Origin of the sequence: Salinibacter pepae (assembly GCF_947077775.1) — a bacterium.
GTDB lineage: Bacteria > Bacteroidota > Rhodothermia > Rhodothermales > Salinibacteraceae > Salinibacter > Salinibacter pepae.
Map to the genome: position 1 here is coordinate 2,558,051 of NZ_CAMTTE010000001.1, position 16,333 is coordinate 2,574,383.

Annotated in this window: 16 protein-coding genes and 1 tRNA gene; 14 read left to right on the forward strand and 3 right to left on the reverse strand. The window is 68.6% G+C overall.

Annotation, left to right across the window (positions count from 1 at the left end):
* Positions 1 to 59: 59 nt before the first annotated feature.
* Positions 60 to 800: a porin family protein gene (locus OJA40_RS10595; RefSeq protein WP_208425487.1), complete on the reverse strand. Its 741-nt coding sequence runs from the start codon at positions 798 to 800 to the stop codon at positions 60 to 62.
* Positions 801 to 1,158: 358 nt separating this feature from the next.
* Here OJA40_RS10595 and aroQ point away from each other — a divergent pair, with 358 nt between their 5' ends.
* The 11 genes from aroQ (at position 1,159) to OJA40_RS10650 (ending at position 9,636) form a co-directional block, all read left to right on the forward strand.
* Complete coding sequence (aroQ, locus tag OJA40_RS10600) at positions 1,159 to 1,587, forward strand: type II 3-dehydroquinate dehydratase (protein WP_208425486.1); 429 nt, start codon at positions 1,159 to 1,161, stop codon at positions 1,585 to 1,587.
* A 200-nt stretch (positions 1,588 to 1,787) separates the two neighbouring features.
* A complete protein-coding gene (locus tag OJA40_RS10605) occupies positions 1,788 to 2,264 on the forward strand; it encodes a metal-dependent hydrolase (RefSeq protein ID WP_208425485.1) in 477 nt (158 codons plus the stop codon).
* 63 nt (positions 2,265 to 2,327) lie between these two features.
* The gene (gene murJ / locus OJA40_RS10610) at positions 2,328 to 4,025 is read left to right on the forward strand and encodes a murein biosynthesis integral membrane protein MurJ (protein WP_208425484.1); all 1,698 of its coding nucleotides are present in this window, start codon (positions 2,328 to 2,330) and stop codon (positions 4,023 to 4,025) included.
* Between the two features lie 137 nt (positions 4,026 to 4,162).
* Entirely contained in the window at positions 4,163 to 4,729 is a 567-nt protein-coding gene (locus OJA40_RS10615; protein ID WP_183990658.1) for a YqgE/AlgH family protein, read from the forward strand.
* Between the two features lie 158 nt (positions 4,730 to 4,887).
* Complete coding sequence (locus tag OJA40_RS10620; RefSeq protein WP_208425483.1) at positions 4,888 to 5,607, forward strand: NuoI/complex I 23 kDa subunit family protein; 720 nt, start codon at positions 4,888 to 4,890, stop codon at positions 5,605 to 5,607.
* Positions 5,608 to 5,725: 118 nt separating this feature from the next.
* The gene (locus tag OJA40_RS10625; RefSeq protein ID WP_263808969.1) at positions 5,726 to 6,277 is read left to right on the forward strand and encodes a DinB family protein; all 552 of its coding nucleotides are present in this window, start codon (positions 5,726 to 5,728) and stop codon (positions 6,275 to 6,277) included.
* A 77-nt stretch (positions 6,278 to 6,354) separates the two neighbouring features.
* Positions 6,355 to 7,398: a DNA polymerase III subunit delta gene (gene holA / locus OJA40_RS10630; RefSeq protein ID WP_208425482.1), complete on the forward strand. Its 1,044-nt coding sequence runs from the start codon at positions 6,355 to 6,357 to the stop codon at positions 7,396 to 7,398.
* 262 nt (positions 7,399 to 7,660) lie between these two features.
* Positions 7,661 to 8,293 (forward strand): anti-sigma factor, encoded by a 633-nt coding sequence (locus OJA40_RS10635; protein ID WP_263810609.1) that lies wholly within the window; start codon positions 7,661 to 7,663, stop codon positions 8,291 to 8,293.
* Between the two features lie 76 nt (positions 8,294 to 8,369).
* Positions 8,370 to 8,443, forward strand: a tRNA-Val gene (locus OJA40_RS10640).
* Positions 8,444 to 8,607: 164 nt separating this feature from the next.
* The gene (locus OJA40_RS10645) at positions 8,608 to 9,168 is read left to right on the forward strand and encodes a DUF3177 family protein (protein WP_208425481.1); all 561 of its coding nucleotides are present in this window, start codon (positions 8,608 to 8,610) and stop codon (positions 9,166 to 9,168) included.
* Between the two features lie 63 nt (positions 9,169 to 9,231).
* Positions 9,232 to 9,636, forward strand: coding sequence for an arsenate-mycothiol transferase ArsC (locus OJA40_RS10650; RefSeq protein ID WP_208425480.1), 405 nt, complete (start codon positions 9,232 to 9,234; stop codon positions 9,634 to 9,636).
* A gap of 88 nt (positions 9,637 to 9,724) precedes the next feature.
* Here OJA40_RS10650 and OJA40_RS10655 read toward each other — a convergent pair whose 3' ends face one another.
* Both OJA40_RS10655 and OJA40_RS10660 read right to left on the reverse strand, forming a co-directional pair.
* Positions 9,725 to 9,982: a hypothetical protein gene (locus tag OJA40_RS10655; RefSeq protein ID WP_263790559.1), complete on the reverse strand. Its 258-nt coding sequence runs from the start codon at positions 9,980 to 9,982 to the stop codon at positions 9,725 to 9,727.
* 299 nt (positions 9,983 to 10,281) lie between these two features.
* Complete coding sequence (locus OJA40_RS10660; protein WP_208425478.1) at positions 10,282 to 11,070, reverse strand: TrmH family RNA methyltransferase; 789 nt, start codon at positions 11,068 to 11,070, stop codon at positions 10,282 to 10,284.
* Between the two features lie 206 nt (positions 11,071 to 11,276).
* Here OJA40_RS10660 and OJA40_RS10665 point away from each other — a divergent pair, with 206 nt between their 5' ends.
* The 3 genes from OJA40_RS10665 to OJA40_RS10675 all read left to right on the forward strand — a co-directional run bounded on the left by OJA40_RS10665 (position 11,277) and on the right by OJA40_RS10675 (position 16,311).
* The gene (locus tag OJA40_RS10665) at positions 11,277 to 12,581 is read left to right on the forward strand and encodes a Glu/Leu/Phe/Val family dehydrogenase (protein WP_208425477.1); all 1,305 of its coding nucleotides are present in this window, start codon (positions 11,277 to 11,279) and stop codon (positions 12,579 to 12,581) included.
* A gap of 71 nt (positions 12,582 to 12,652) precedes the next feature.
* Positions 12,653 to 14,638: an Ig-like domain-containing domain gene (locus tag OJA40_RS10670; RefSeq protein ID WP_263810610.1), complete on the forward strand. Its 1,986-nt coding sequence runs from the start codon at positions 12,653 to 12,655 to the stop codon at positions 14,636 to 14,638.
* A gap of 47 nt (positions 14,639 to 14,685) precedes the next feature.
* The gene (locus OJA40_RS10675; RefSeq protein ID WP_208425475.1) at positions 14,686 to 16,311 is read left to right on the forward strand and encodes an NAD(P)H-hydrate dehydratase; all 1,626 of its coding nucleotides are present in this window, start codon (positions 14,686 to 14,688) and stop codon (positions 16,309 to 16,311) included.
* Positions 16,312 to 16,333 lie beyond the last annotated feature (22 nt).

Consider the following 16,333-nt stretch of genomic DNA (forward strand, 5'->3'; position numbering starts at 1 on the left):
AAGACCCGCTTGGGAGCCCCTCCTTCCTTAACAACTGTCTGCTTACAGCTGAACTGGGTTCAAAAGGTAAGACCGACTGTTGCCATGATGCCCCGATTCTGGGCGGAGAACCGCAGGCCGGGAACGTCGGACAACCCGAGACCGAACCGGGCATCCACGGTCACCGTCCCTGCCTCAGTCTCGACATCCGCACCGGCCCCGAAGTCCAGGCTAATGGCATTTCCCCCCAGATCATCGCCGACGTTGATTCCCTGCGACTCTCCTCCGAGTGTGACGTCGGCTGCCGTGTTGACGCTGAATCCAAGGGTCGGCCCCGCGAGCACGTGAGGGACGACCGCTCCAATTTCCGGAAGCTCGGCCCGAGCGAGAATCGGGACCTCCACGTAATCGGCTTTGCTCGTGATGCTCCCCGATTCTGGCTCCCCATCGGAGTTCGGAACGGTGAACGTGGTCTGATCGCCCTTCTGGATGTATCGCACTCCGGGCTGAAGGGCCAGTAGCCCGCCAAAGTCGGCAACGATAAACCCGCCCACCATGAACCCCGTCCGCCGTCCCGCATCTGTTTCGGAGACGGTCGGGACCCCCCGCAGGAGGGTCTGAATTGTTTCGGCCTCGTCGCCCCCAAAGGTGGCGAAGTTGAGGCCAACCCTAATGCCGGGCTGGAGGTCCACAGGACTGGACTGGGCACCGGTCGAGGCGTCGGCGCGCCGAAGGGATTCGATTGTCTGTGCGTCTCGGCGGCCATCAAGAGCGGAGGCAAAGAGGGAGGTGTGCGTTTGTCCGGACGCGGGGCTGGGCAAAAACTGCAGGCAGAGACCCACCAGAAGAACGAATCGGCAGCTCAAGCGGAGCCTAAGAGCAGGCATCGGGCTACTGAATTGAGGGCAAACGACACGAATCGTCGCGCGGCAGAACCAAGTGAGCGGAGTGATCGGATAGATGTGCAACTCGGCCTCGCACGTCACAATTACTTACAACGTAACCCCCCCCTAAAAGAATTGCAAATGTATGGTTCGTTCGCAACAATCCATCGCGCCGACTGTCGATCTCAGCCCCGCGGCGGGATCGGCACCCGACAGAACAAGCCGCGAACCTTTCCAGGCCCTCGGCAATTGATGGGGGCGAGCATTTTTCGTGTTCACACCCGCCCAGCGCCACGTGACCCTCCTCGTCCTCAACGGCCCCAACCTGAATCTCCTCGGCGTCCGCGAACCGGAGACCTACGGCACCACCACGCTCGCCGATATCGAGTCCGATCTCGATGAGGCGTTTCCCGAGGTCACGCTCCGCTTCGCGCAGGCCAACAGCGAGGGGGCGCTCATCGACCACCTGCACGCGGCGCACGAGGACGGGATCGACGGCGTCGTCTTCAACCCGGGCGGGTACACGCACACGTCCGTCGCCCTGCGGGACGCCGTGGCCGCCATCGAGCCGCCGGTGGTGGAGGTGCACCTCTCCAACGTCCACGCTCGTGAGGACTTCCGGCGCACGTCGCGGATCGCCCCGGCCTGCGTGGGGCAGATGAGCGGGTTCGGGGCGGCGGGGTATCGGCTGGCGGTGGGGTTCTTTCTAGATCGTATTGCGTAGTTCGTATTGCGTAGAGCGTATTGCGTGGAGAGGGCCAGTGGGGAGGAGCGAGTCTGGGGGACGGCTGCCTTTTTGGGTGAGGATTGAGGATCGAGGGTCGGGGAGGGATGATTGGGGCTTGTTGCTCAGAACGTCCCTTGCCCTTCGCCCTGCCCCTCTCGAAATTCGACATTCGCGAATCGACATTCGCCACTGATCCGATGGCGGGCTACAAGGGGCACATTGCGGGCGCGGCGGTCTTTGGGGGCGGGTACTTGGCGGCCCTCGGGTACGCGTTCTCCGTCGACGCGGCCTACCGGCAGTTTACGGCGCTGGAGCAGGTGGGCTACCCGCTTGCCCTCCTGGCGCTGGCGCTCCTGTTTGGGCTCTGGCCGGACGTGGACACCGATTCGAAGGGGCAGGAGATCTTCTACTCGATCTTCTTCGCCGTGGACCTGTTTTTGGTGGTGACGGAGCAGTTCCGGGCCGCGGCCTACCTGGGGCTCGTGGCGGTGCTGCTGGTGCTCAGCACGCACCGGGGCTGGACGCACACGTGGTGGGCGATGGTGCTGGTGCCGTCGCCACTCCTCATTTTGCCGTACCTCCACGTGCCGGGGCGGCCGCTCGTGGGGCTGCCGTTCTACGGGGCGGCCGTGGTGGGGTATTTGAGCCACCTTGTCGTGGATCGGCTGTGGTAGGGGGTGTGGGAAGAGGGAAGGGGGAAGAGGGGATCGTCAGTGCTTGGGTTGTTGAGGTGTGCGATGGGTGACGAAGCGGAAACCGCATCGGCGGAGGCAGCGTCCGCGTCGGACGCGGAGGGGGAGAGTGCGGCGGGATCGGTGGCGGGCGGCATTTTCCTGAGCCGGATGTTTGGGCTGCTGCGGGAGCGGGCGGTGGCTTACTTCTTTGGGGTGGGGGCCCACGCGGACGTGCTGCAGGTGGCGTTCAAGTCGCCCAACCTGCTGCAGAACCTGCTGGGGGAGGGCACGATCTCAGCGGCGTTTATTCCCATCTACAGCCGCCTGCTCGACGAAGACCGGCCCGAGGCGGCGGGGCGCTTTGCGGGGGCGATCTTCGGGCTGCTGCTGGCCGCGGCGGGCGGCGTGGCGCTCCTCGGGGTCGTCTTTGCGGAGCCGATCGTGACGGTGCTGGCGCCGGGCTTTCTGGACGACGCGGCCCGGGTAGCGGCCGGGGACCTTCCGTTCAACCGGTTTGACCTCGCGGTGCGGGCCGTGCGCCTTATCTTTCCGATGGCCGGGGTGCTCGTGCTCTCGGCGTGGGCGTTAGGGGTGCTCAACAGCCACCGCCAGTTCTTTGTCCCCTACGTGGCGCCGGCGCTGTGGAACGCGGCCATCATCGCGACCCTTTTCGGCGGCGGGTACGTGCTGGCCGGCACGCCCGGCGCGCCGGACGCCCTGTCGAGCGACGCCCTCACGCCGCTGCTCCTGGTTGCCTGTGTGGGCGCCCTCGGGGGCGGACTGCTCCAGTTCGGGGTGCAGGTGCCGTTCGTGGTGCGGGAGATGGAGGGCTTCTCGTTGTCGCTGTCGACGCGCGTGGAAGGGGTGCGCGAGGCGCTCAGCGCGTTCGGGCCGGTGGTGGCGAGCCGGGGCGTGGCGCAGCTGTCGGCGTACCTCGATCTGTTTCTGGCGTCGTGGCTGGCGGTGGGGGCCCTCAGCGCGCTCCGCTACGCCCAGCTGCTTTACATGCTGCCCATCAGCCTCTTCGGCATGTCGGTGGCCGCGTCGGAGCTGCCGGAGCTGTCGCGCCTGACGCAGGAGAAGGTGGCGGCGTTCTCGGCACGCCTGCGGCGCTCGCTGCGGCAGATCGCGTTCCTCACGGTGCCGACGGTGGTGGGCTACCTTGCCTTCGGCGTGCTGCTGGTGGGGGCGCTCTTCCGGACCGGCCAGTTCCAGGCGGCGAGCACGTGGCTCGTCGCGATCGTGCTCGGCGGGTACAGCCTCGGCATCTTGGCGACGACCTTCTCGCGCCTGCTCCAGAACGCGTTTTACGCGATCGGCGACACCACGACGCCCGCCTGGATTGCCGTCCTGCGCGTCACGGTCTCGACGCTCGTGGCGGTGCCCGCGATGTTCTGGCTCGACACGATTGCGCTCGAACGGGTCGCGGGCCCGCTGCCGGGCGACGCGCTCTTCCTCGGCGCGCTCGGGCTCAGCCTGGGGGCCACGGTCGGGGCGTGGGTGGAGGTCGCGGCGCTGCGGCACTGGCTTCGGGGGCCGCTCCCCGACGTGCGCATTCCGTGGGCCTCCGTCGGGCGCATGGTGGGCCTCGCGCTCGTGTCGCTCGGGCCGGGGGCGGCCGCGTGGGGCCTTCTCCCGAGCTGGCACGTGCTCCTCGTGGCGCCGCTCGTCGTGGCGGCGTACGCGGCTGCCTACCTCGGGGCGGCCTGGGGGCTCGGCGTCGGCGAGATTGAGGCGTGGACGCGGCGGTTCTTTGGGTAGCGGCGTGGAGGGGCCCGATTTGGCAAGAATGGCCGCAGATTTGCGGGGTGTGAACCATGCGCCAGGGGCATCAGTAGCACCCTGCTCGGTAGCGCGTAGCGCGATGTTTTCAGCCCATCCCGTCTTCTGTCCGTCCGATGCCTGATTCCGACGAGGTCGACCTCGGCCCCGGCACGCTGCTTATCTCGGCCCCAATGATGCAGGATCCGAACTTCCGCCGCTCCGTGGTGCTGCTCTGCGAGCACAACGACCGGGAGGGCACCTTCGGGCTCATTCTGAACCGCGAGCTCGACGTCCAGCTCGGCGACGTGCTTGACGAGTATGTCACCTACGACCCGCCGCTGTACATGGGGGGGCCCGTGCAGCGCGAAACCCTGCACTACCTCCACACGCGGGAGGACATTCCGGGCGGCGTGGCGCTGCCCGGCGACATGACGTGGGGCGGCGACTTCGAGGCCGTGCAGCAGCTCGCCAAGGGCGGGGACGCCGCGCCCGACAACCTGCGGTTCTTCCTCGGCTACGCGGGGTGGGGCCCCGGTCAGCTCGAAGGCGAGCTCGGGGAGGAGGCCTGGATTCCGGCGCCCGGCGCCGCCGAGTTCGTTTTTGACACCGATCCCGATCAGCTCTGGCGCGCCATTCTGCGGCGCATGGGTGGGGAGTACGCCGTCCTCGCCAACTTTCCCGACGACCCCCGGATGAATTAGGGGCTTCGCGTTGAGGGTTGTGCACCGAGGAGAGGGTATGAACGGGTTTTTGACGGCACGATGGAATCCTTCCTCCCGCAGTGCGTATACCCCACACTTCTGAAGTGAACCCCCTGGCGCCTGCATCCCCGACTCCAAACCCTCACCCCCCAATCCCCATGCCTGGCACGCCCGAGAACACAAAGAAAGAGAACGAGCGGGACCTCAATTTCTGGGAGAGCCTCTACCTGCCGGAGCTGTTCAAGGGGCTCGGCTACTCGTTCGACCGGATGGCCAACGAGCCGACCTACACGTTCGAGTACCCGGAGGAGCAGTGGTACCCGCCGGACAGCTACCGCGGGCGGCCGGTGCTCGTGGAGGAGGACGATCGGCCGCGGTGCGTCTCCTGCAACCTGTGTGCCCGCGCCTGCCCGCCGCTCGCCATCTCCATGCAGTCGAAGGAGGTGAACAACGTGAAGGAGCGGGAGCCGGAGTGGTTCGAAATCAACATGCTCCGCTGCATCTACTGTGGCTTCTGTGAGGAGGTGTGCCCGGAGGAGGCGATCGTCATGTCGAAGGAGCACGACCTCACCTTCCAGAGCCGCGACGAGGCGGTCTTCGACCTCGATGACCTGCTGCGGCCGAGCGAGCAGATGCAGGATCGCCTCGAGTACCTGGATCAGTACAAAAACAAGCAGTTCGGGCAGCAGTGGGACTTCAAGAAGGAGAACAACCTCCACAGCGTGAAGGACCAGCACTTCCTGGACTGGCTGGCCGAGGAGGGCATGGACGACCTGGACACCACCCACCAGCGTGAAGATCGCATGGCCACGGAGGGCGATCAGGACTGGGGGGGCGACCGGCAGGGCCCGCCGCAGACCACGCACGCCGCGGAGTAGTCGGGAGGCGGCTGGCCGCACCGCCATCGCAAAGCCGAAACAGTCGCCACGGTCGGATGGGAACGGGTCCCCCCGTCTCGGCACGTCCCCTTTCTCCCCAAAACACGTCCGCACGCAGATGGAAGAGACCATTGACATTGCCGAGGCGCGGGCCGAGGACCCCGAGGCCCTACGAGACGCCCTGGTGGACCAGTTCGGGTACCTCGTTGACGAGATTACGGCCCTCCGGACGGTGGTGGACGGCCTGCCCGACGAGATTCTTGGCGGACGCCCCGAGCCCGACGCCCTTACGATGAAAGAGTTGTACGGGGCCATCGCGACGCTCGACGCCGAGGTGCGTCGGACGCGGGTCGACCGGATTGTTGACGAGGAGGAGCCGGACCTGGCGCCGGTCGACGTGGACGCGGAGGTGTACGACGCGGGCTGGAATGACCGGGCCATCGACGACATCCTGCAGGAGGTGAAAGGGGCCCGGCGTGCGCTCACCGAACGGCTGGACGAGTTGCCCCTCGACGCCTGGCACCGCGCCGCCACGCTGGAGGACGAGCCGCTCACCCTCTTCGGGCTGGTCCACCGCATGACGAAGAACGATTTCCAGCGGCTCCGCGATCTCGGCTACCGGCTCCACGGGGCCCACCTCTCCGAGGACGACGAGCCCCTGCCGACCTGACGCCCGCGGCGCGCGAACGGGGCGCATCGGGGGGGGCACGAGCGCGTTCATCCGCAATTCGGCATTGACCCACGCCAATGGCAAAAGACACGGGCCCGTCCTACGACGATCTGGCCACGGCCTTCCGGCACCAAAACTTTGAGCCCCTCTATTTCTTCTTTGGGGAGGAGACCTTCCTGATCGATGAGCTGCAGGAGCTGCTCATCGACGAGGCGCTCGACCCGAGCCAGCACGACTTCAACCTCGACGTGGTGTACGGGTCGGAGACCGAGGCCTCGGAGGTGATCGGGCTGTGTCAGGGCTTCCCGGCGGGGGCGCCGAAGCGGGTCGTGGTGGTCCGCGAGTTCGAGAAGCTCGAGAACAACCGCCAGTTCAAGGACTACGCCGCCCAGCCCAACCCGCAGTCCATCGTCCTGCTCGCCTGCACCAGCAAACCGAACCTGAGCGCCCATCCGTACCGCGCGCTGAAGGAGCACGCCGCGTGGTCCGAGTTCGAGTCGCCGTACGACAACGAGATGCCGGGCTGGATCCAGGACTACGTACAGGGCCAGGGGCACGAGATCAAGCCGAAGGCCGTCCAGATGCTCGCCGATTACGTGGGCACCGACCTGCAGCGGGCGGCGAGCGAGATTGAGAAGCTCATCACGTTTGCCGGCGACGCCACGCGACTCACGGCCGACGATGTGCTTGCCGCCAGCGGCCAGACACGCGAGTTCAACGTCTTTGAGCTGCAGAGCGCCCTGGGGGAGGGGCGTCCCGCCGACGCACAGCGCATTGTCGACCGCATTCTGCAGCAGGCGTCCAACCCGCGCAGCGAGGCCATCATGATGGTGGCCGTGCTCAACGGCTATTTCGACAAGCTCTGGAAGTTGCAGAAGCCCGGGGCCCTGCGCGAGAACAAGTACGACCTCGCCGGCTACATCGGGGTCAGCCCCTACTTCGTAGAGGAGTACAAGCACGCCGCCCAGCGCTACGACCGCTCGGCGATTGCCGACGCCTACTCGGCCCTCGTGGCGGCGGACTACGAGCTCAAGGGCGGGGCGTCCCGCGAGGCCTCGCTCGTGATGACGCTCCTGTTGCGGCGGCTGCTCCCGCCGGAGGCCCGTCCGGTGGCGGCGTAGGGAGAGAGCGTTTCCGAACGGGGACGCGTCGTCTCCACGGCGCCGTTCAGATCCGTTTGCGCCGGCTAGGCCCGGAATTCACGGAAACAAGGAGTGCGTAGCCCGAATACGTACCGACGACGGGCCGTCCCCCGAATCCGCAGTGCGTGTTCGCACCGCATGGGACGATCGTTTCCCCATGTCGTAGGGCCCGAGGGCGGCTCGACGAAGGATCTCGTGCCACGGTCTCCGACGCAAACGTACATCCGGCGAGCCACTGTTTATGCAGTTCCCCGAGCGACCCTTTGACGGAGAGGCGTCCGGCGACGGGGCCCCTTCCTACGAGTGGCTCGACGAGTGGCTCTGCGAGTACGTGGACGGGACCATGGACCCTTCGGTCGAGGCCGTCTTTGAGCAGTACGTGGAGGCCAATCCTGAGCTGCGGGCCCACATAGAGCGCCTTCGCCAGACGCGCGAACTGCTCTGCGGGGGCGAGGACACCGGGGCGCCGCACACGGCCCCGGTGGAAGCCGCGCGAGAGGCGGAAGAAAATCTTCTCCGAGACGCCGCTCCAGAACTGATTGCGTCGGAGGAGACCAGTCGGTCTGTCGTGGCCCTCGGGCTTGCGTCGTCCATTGCGGTGGCCCTCGTCGTGGGGTTTCTCGCCGGGTCGATGCTCGTGGAGCCGTCTACGCTCTCGTCCGGACCGGCCACTGCGATTGAGCGACAGGCCGCGCCGTCGGAGGGGCGAGGCGAAGCATCGCCGCGCCGGGGCGCAGCCGACCGGGGCCGACCGCCGCGCGCCTCGTCGTTCTCGTCAGACGACCGACTCTTCACGCTCCCGACGGGCGTTTCGGCACCGAGCACCGATACAAGCCGCCCGCCTCCGACGTTTATGACGGCTGGGGAGCGCTGAGGCCGACGGGAGAACTTTGCTCCATTTTGGTCGAACACGGTCCAGTCACCTCCGTTAGCACCGATCCAATTTGAACGGGCTCTTAGCTCAGCGGTTTAGAGCGCTCGCCTCACACGCGAGAGGTCCCTGGTTCAAATCCAGGAGGGCCCACCGCTTCCCCTCAAGCCTCCGGATGCCGGGGGCTTGTTGTGTTTGGGACGCCCTCGGCCTGCGGGGGCTGGAGGCGTGGGCCAATCCTCCCGATCCTGTCCCGTCACTCTGCCGCCCAGACAGCATGCCGTCGCGGCGGACCGTCCGACAGAGCACGCTGCGCTGTGCTTTCCGTCCTCATTCGACTTGACTTCGTTCTCGCCACGGTCCTTCTGGTGGTTGCGCCGCTGGGGCTCCTGCTCGCGTCGGTGCGGCGGCCCGCGGTGCGAGGCCACCTGCTGGCCTACTGGCGGGCCTCGTCGCTGCTCATGGTGACGGTCTACCTGATGGTAGACGGCCGCCCCGAGGCCTTCGTGGCGGGCAACACGGCCCTCGTCGTGATCCCGCTCGTGCTCCAGGCCGGCGATGTTCTCTTTGTGCCCGGGCCGGCGGCGCCGGGGGAGGGGCCCGTGGCGACCTGGGTTCGGCGCTGGCAGACGGGGGCCACGGCCTTCTGTGGCGTGAGCCTGCTGCTCACGGTGCCCGCGCTCCGGTGTGCTTGGGGGCCCGAGCAGAATTCTTTCTGTGCGGCCTGGCTGGCGCCCCCGCGGGCGCTTCACCGGGCCCTTCATCCGTCGGTGGATCCGGCAACGCTCGGCGATGCCGCCGTCATTGGGGGGCTGATCTACGGGGCATACCTCGTGGCGTCCGTGATCCGCGTCGGGTGGAGCCGCTGGGGGGCGTAGGGGGCCCCACGGCAGGCACTGGCTATGCCCCTCGACTCCGCATCCGATCCCTGAAGGCCGACCATGAGCGTGCAACTTCTCTTCGTCTGCACCGGCAACACGTGCCGCAGCCCCCTGGCCGAGGCCCTTGCGGAGGCCCGGGGCGTAGCGGCCGAGAGTGCAGGGGTGTCCGCGGCGGCGGGCGACGGGGCGGCGCCGAATGCAGATCGAGCCCTGCGCGAGGCACGAGGGCTGTCGCTACGGTCCCACACGCCCCGTGACGTGTCCGCGGTGGACCCGTCGGCGGCCGAGCGGATCGTGGCCATGAGTCCGGCGGTGGCGCGCCGACTCCGAGACGATCACGGCTGGGCCCCCGACGCGATGGTCACCTGGGCCGTCCCCGACCCCTACGGCGGGTCGCTCGCCGACTACCGGTGGTGCCTCGAAGAGATCAGCGCGGCCCTGGACGATCTGCTCGCATCGGGGTAGCGGCCCACTCCCGACGCCCCCACTGATGAAGACGGGGCCACGAAGCGGGCGGGGGCCCTGTGCGTTGCGGGTCGCACGTCGCAAGCCCCTAGTCCCACTGCTCGTAGTGGTCGACGATCTCGTTCAGGTTGTCGTGGTCGCCCTCCACAATGCCGACGACGAAGAGTCCCGTTTCGTTTTCGAGCTGGGCAAGCGCTTCGGTGTTGGGGGGGCGCCGGCCCTGGGTCTTGATGAACGTGTCCTGGATGGCCTTCTGGGCCGCCTCGGTGGGGGTGTCGGCGGTCGCGACGCTCGAAAAGGGATCGAAGCCGTCCTTCTCGAAGCCGATGATCGTGTAGGTGGGCATGGGAGCGAAAGAAGAATGAGAGGCACAGACTTGAGGTGAGCAGCCGTCGGTCCCCAATGCGTGTGGGTCGTCGCCGTTTCCAGGCCCCCACCCACAAGGCGGCGGAGGGAGACGAATCGTTCGGGAAAGGACCGCAAAAATTGCGTACCGGCATAGAAAAAAGCCCGGACCCCCACCAAGAGACCGGGCTTTGGGAGAAATGTGCCCCAAATGAAATGCATCCGGTAGACACGCGGGCCGCCCGGGACCTAACGTCGTTTCTTATTTCTTAATGGTTGTCCGGCACAGCGGATCTGCGGTCAGGGGCCGAGCCACTCGTACAGGAGAATCCCACCGGCGACGGCCACGTTGAGCGACTCGGCGGCGGGGCGATCGGGGGCGCCCGGGAGGGACACCGTCAGGTCGAGGCGGTCGAGCACGGCGGCACTGAGGCCGTGGGCCTCGCTGCCCAGCACGAGGGCCGAGGGCCGGTCGGGGCCCCAGGCATCGGCGCGGGTGCCCTGGAGGTCGGCCCCGTAGAGGGCGGCCCCGTGGCGGCGAAGGCGGTCGAGGAAGGGGCCCGGGGCGTCCGTGCGGGCGAGAGGCAGGGCCCAGTGACCCCCGGCCCCCGCGCGCATCACCTTGGGGCCGTACAGGCCCGCAGTGCCGGGCCCGGCCACGACGGCCTGGGCCCCGAACCACGCCGCCGTGCGGAGCAGCGTGCCCACATTGCCCGGGTCCTGAATCCCGTCCAGCACGAGAACCGTGCCGGCCTCGCCGATCTGCTCGGGCATCGTGGCGGGATCCCGAAGGCGGCGCTCCGCTACGGCCACGACGCCCTGGGGCGTCTCCACGTCGGTAAGGGTCGTCATCGTGTCGGGGTCCGTCTCGTACACAGAGACCGACAGCTGCTCCAGGAGGGCCTGAACGGTCGGGTCGCCACGCCCGTCCGGGGTCACGACGGCCTCCACGAGGGGGGCGTCCGCGTCGAGCGCCGCCCGGAGGGCACGGGGCCCTTCGACGAGCGTCCGGTCGTGCCGCCGGCGGCCCCGGCGGCGGGTGAGGGCGGCGATGGCCTTGCGGCGGCGGTTGGACAGGGGCGTGGGCATGAAAATTGAGCGACAAGAGGGAAAGGGAACGGCGAACGACGCGGCGGAGCAACTGAAGGCGCCGCGGATCGTTCGCTTCAGGAGGAACCGTCGGCCGTTCGACTTTTTGGCGGAGAATCCGGATCTTCCTGGTTCCCCGTCCGGCTTCATTCGGGAAGGCAGAAAGGCCTTCTGTTCACCATCATCGCATTTTGGTCCGCAGTCCCATGCCGTTCAACTTTGACGTCTACGAACGGTCGGCGTATCGTGAGCCGGCCCCGATCGACCACGACAGCCCGTTCCAGTCCATGATGGAGCGGTTCGACGTGGCCGCCGAAATTCTCGAACTGAGCCCCGGCTTCTACGAGTATCTGTGCCGCCCGGCACGGATGCACGTAACGTCGATTCCGGTGGAGATGGACTCGGGCCGCGTGAAGATCTTCGAGGGCTACCGGGTCATCCACAACAACGTCCTGGGGCCCAGCAAGGGCGGCATCCGCTTCGCGCCGGACGTGACGCTCAACGAGGTGAAGGCGCTGGCCGGTTGGATGACGTGGAAGTGCTCGCTGGTGGACCTGCCCTTCGGCGGCGCGAAGGGAGGGGTCGCGTGCAATCCGGAAGAGATGAGCCCGGGCGAACTGGAGCGGCTCACGCGGCGCTACACCGCCGACCTGTTCGACGTGTTCGGCCCGGACAAGGACATCCCGGCCCCCGACATGAACACGAACGAGCAGATCATGGCCTGGGTGCTAGACACGTACTCGATGCACGCCCGCCAGACCGAAAATGCCGTCGTGACGGGCAAGCCCGTTGGCCTCGGGGGGTCGAAGGGGCGTCGGCAGGCCACCGGCCGGGGCGTGATGACCGTGACGCTCGCCGCGATGGAGCAGATCGGGCTTGCGCCGGGCGACTGCACCGTAGCCGTACAGGGCTTCGGCAACGTCGGGGCCACGGCCGCCGACCTGCTGGGCGAGCAGGGGTGTACCGTGGTGGCCGTCAGCGACATCACGGGGGGATACTATAACGAGAACGGCCTCGACCTGAAGGCGATGAAGGCCTACACCCAGCAGAACGGGGGGACGCTGGCGGGCTACGAGGAGGCACAGCACATCACCAACGAAGAGCTCCTGACGCTCGACGTGGACGTGCTCGTGCCGGCGGCCAAGGAGGATCAGATTGACCGCGAGATCGCGGAGGACCTGCGGGCCCGGATCGTGGCGGAGGGGGCGAACGGACCCACCCATCCGGCGGCCGACGAGGTGCTGGCGGAGAAGGAGGTGCTCGTCATCCCGGACATTCTCGCGAATGCGGGGGGCGTGACGGCGTCGTACTTCGAATGGGTCCAGAACCGACAGGGCTTCTTCTGGACCGAAGAGGAAGTAAACCGCCGCCTCGACCGCATGATGGGGGAGGCGTTCGACAAGGTCTACACGGCGGCGGACAAGTACGACGTGTCCCTCCGCATCGCGGCGTACGTGGTGGGAATCCGTCGGGTGGCCGAGGCGCTCCGGATGCGCGGGATCTACGCGTGAACGACGCCCCGACCAATCCCGGATGTGCAGTTCTCTGGTCTCGATTGATGGGTGTGACGAGGATGGACGGAATGTTGGGGTTGGGTAGCAGCGGGGGGGGCTGGGACGGAGGCACTAAAAATGGGAGCCGGTGTGCCGTCGGAAGTGCCTTCGGGCTGCTGATTGGGCTCCTCGTGTCCTGCGCCAATCCGCAGGCCCCGAGCGGCGGCCCAAGGGACAGCACGCCCCCCTCGGTCGTCCAGACACGTCCCGTACAGGACACCGTCGACGTGTCTACGGACGTGGGGGCGCTGCGTGTCGAGTTTTCGGAGTACGTGGAGCGGAGCACCCTTTCCCAGGCCCTGTCCATCACCCCGACCTTCGAGCAGCGGCCCCAGTTCAGCTGGGACGGACGGGCGGTCGAGATTCAATTTCCGTCCGCGCTTCGCGACAGCACGACCTACATCTTCACGTTCGGCACGACCCTGAGCGACGCCCGGGGCGTCTCGCTCGACACCCCGATCACGGTGGCGTTTTCGACGGGGAAGCGCATCAACCGGGGCCAGATTGAAGGCCGTGTCGTGAACGGCCCCGCGGGCACCACCCAGCAGGGCGTGGATGTGTTTGCCTACGCCCTCCCGCCCGGGGCGTCGGCCGTCCGGCCGCTGCCCGACGCGCCCAGCTACCGCACACAGACCGGCGAGGGGGGGCGCTTCTCGTTCGACTACATGCGGGAAGGGCCCTACTATGTTCTTGCCCTCCGCGACAACAACCGCAATCGCCAGCCCGATCCCCAAGAGCCGGTGGCCGTGCCGCCCCGGCTGTCGATCCGGGCCGACAGTGGGGCCGCAGCGGTGCCGGTGCCCTGGCTCCTGGCGCGGCGCGACACGACCGCCCCGCAGCTCCAGCAGGTGCGGCCGGTGAGTCGGCAGCGCCTGCGCCTGCGCTTCGACGAGCCGGTGCGGCTCGGGACGCGAGCCCCGACGGCATGGGCCCCGCGCGACGCGGCCACCGGCACCCCGGTGGCCGTGCGGGGGGTGTACAACGCCCCCGATCGCCCGAACGCGATCGTGGTGCGCACGGCGTCGATGCCCGACGCGCGCCACGCCCTCCCGCTGCGGCGTGGCGCGGTGGTCGATACGCTGGGACAGCCGCTCAGGCCGGACACGGCCCGGTTCGGGGCGGCCGCGCGGGCCGACACCCTGCGCACGCGGTTCCGAGGGTTCGTGCCGACCGGCCTGGGGCAAGACTCAACGGGGGCGCGTCCCCTCCTGCCGGGCGTGCAGCCGGGCGTCCGATTTAATCAGGCCCCGGACAGTGCGGCACTGCGGGAGGGCGTGGACGTTCGGGACACCACCGGCGCCCCCCAGTCTGTCTCGTTCGCAACCGACGACGGCACCACCTACCGACTTCGGCCCGACCCGCCCCTTTCGCCGGGGAAGGTCGTCGACGTGCGGGTGGCGGGGGACGTATTTGCCCAGCCGGATACGACCGTCCGTCGTCGCTTCCGGCGCGTCACCGGCCGGGTGCTCGGCGAGCTTGCGGGTCGGGCCCGCGTCGTCGACACGACGCGCGCGGCGGCGGAGGGGGGAGAAGCGGACGGGGACGCCCCCGCGGCCCGCCCGTCGCCCATTCCTGCCGACTCGGCCCGGGCCGACTCCCTCGCCGCCCCCGAAGGCTCGTTGGGGACGCAGCGGGACGCGACGCCCCCGGACTCGCTGCTGGCCGGCGGCCCCGTTGCGGTCGACCTGACGGCGGTCGAGTCCTCCATTCCGGTGGCCCCCCGCCGACTGACCACGCCGCCCGACAGTCTGTTTGAGTTCGCGGAGCTGCCGGAGGGCCGGTATCGATTTCGGGCGTACCTGGACCGCAACGAGAACGGGCGGTGGGACGGCGGCCAGGTTCAGCCCTACGTGCCGGCGGAGCCGGTGACGTGGCTCCGAGAGCCGCTGGAGGCGCGCCCCCGGTGGACGACGGAGCTGCCGGTCCCGCTGCGGATTCCGGTTCTCGTGCCGGAGCCGGCCCGGCCCAACGCGTCGCCGCCCGACACGTCCGGATCCGCTGGGCGGGGCCGCTGAGACGACTTCCGCGCAATTGGTTGAACCGCAACACACTGCCCGACATGATGGCTTCTTCCGACGCTGAAGCACTGTGCCCCCCCGTCCTTACAGCGGGTGCCATGCAGGCGGCCGACCGCTACACAATTGAGGAGTACGGCCTGCCGAGCTTTACGCTCATGGAGACGGCCGGCCGGGGCTGTGCCGCGCGCATTCAGGACGCCTACGGGCCCCTGGAGGACGAGGCCGTGGTGGTGCTCTGCGGCAAGGGCAACAACGGCGGGGACGGGCTCGTCGTGGCGCGGCACCTCGTGACCGACGGGGCGCGGGTCCACGTCGTCCTGGCGAGCGCCCCCGACGCGCTGAGCGACGACGCGGCCCACAATCTGTCGTTGCTGCGGCACCTCCAGGCGGACGGGGCGGTCGGGGGGCGACTGACCATCGGGGAGCTGGAGGACGTGGAGACACTGACGGCCGCGACGGCGCCGCTTCGGCCTCGCCTCTACGTCGACGCGCTCCTGGGGACGGGGCTCACGAGCGACGTGCGGGAGCCCGTCCGCAGCCTCGTGACGTGGGTGAATGGGCGGACGGCGCCGACGGTGGCCCTCGACGTGCCCACCGGCCTCCACAGCGACACCGGGGCGGTTCTCGGCGTCGCCGTCCGGGCCGACCGCACGGCGACGATGGCTGCGCCGAAGGTGGGCCTGCGGGTCGGCAAGGGGCCCACGCGGGCCGGTTCGGTAGAGGTCGTCGACATCGGCATGCCTCCGTTCGTGCTCGACCGTGCCGCAGAGAAGCCGGGCTGTGCGCGGGAGACGACGGACGCGGCGGTGCGGGCGTGGTGGCCGGCACGAGACCCCGACGCCTACAAGTACAGTGTCGGGACGGCTCTGGTCGTCGGGGGGGCGCCTCCGTTTGCGGGGGCGCCGGTCATGGCGGCAAAGGCGGCGGGGCGCAGCGGCGCCGGGTACGTGCGGTGTGCGGGGCCGGAGACCATCCACGCGACGCTCGCCGGGGCCCTTACGACGATTCCGACCCTTCCACTCCCGACCGACGACGACGGCATTGCCCCAGACGCGGCCCTCGATGCGCTGGCCGAGGCCGCAGACACTGCGGACGCTATTCTTGTGGGACCGGGTCTCGGGCGCGCCTCGGGAACGGCACAGTTCGTGCGACGACTGGTGCGGACGGTCGATGCGCCCCTTGTGCTCGACGCCGACGGCCTCAACGCACTGGCCGGTCACATCGACGAGTTGGCCGATCAGCGACAGGCGCCGTGGGTCTTGACGCCGCACGCCGGGGAGTTCCGGCGGCTTGCGGGGGAGGAGGGGGCCCTCACGGACCGGGTGCGCGCCGCACAAACCTACGCGGAGCGGTGGGACGCCGTGTGTCTGCTGAAAGGCATGCCGAGCGTCGTTGCCGGGCCGTCCGGTCGGACCGTCCTCGGACGCATTGCCACGCCGGCCCTGGCGACGGCGGGCACGGGCGACGTGCTGGCCGGCCAGTGCGTGGGGCTCATGGCCCAGGGGCTGTCGCCGCTCAATGCTGCCGCGGCGGCCCTGCATGTGGGCGGGGCCGCGGCCGAGCGGTACGGCACCACCCACGACCCCCGGTCGATGGTGGCGACCGACCTGCTCGACATGATTCCCCGTGTGGCCGCCGAACGGTTCGGAGGGGGGCGCCGGCAGAGGTAAATCTCGCGCCTTCTCTGAAATA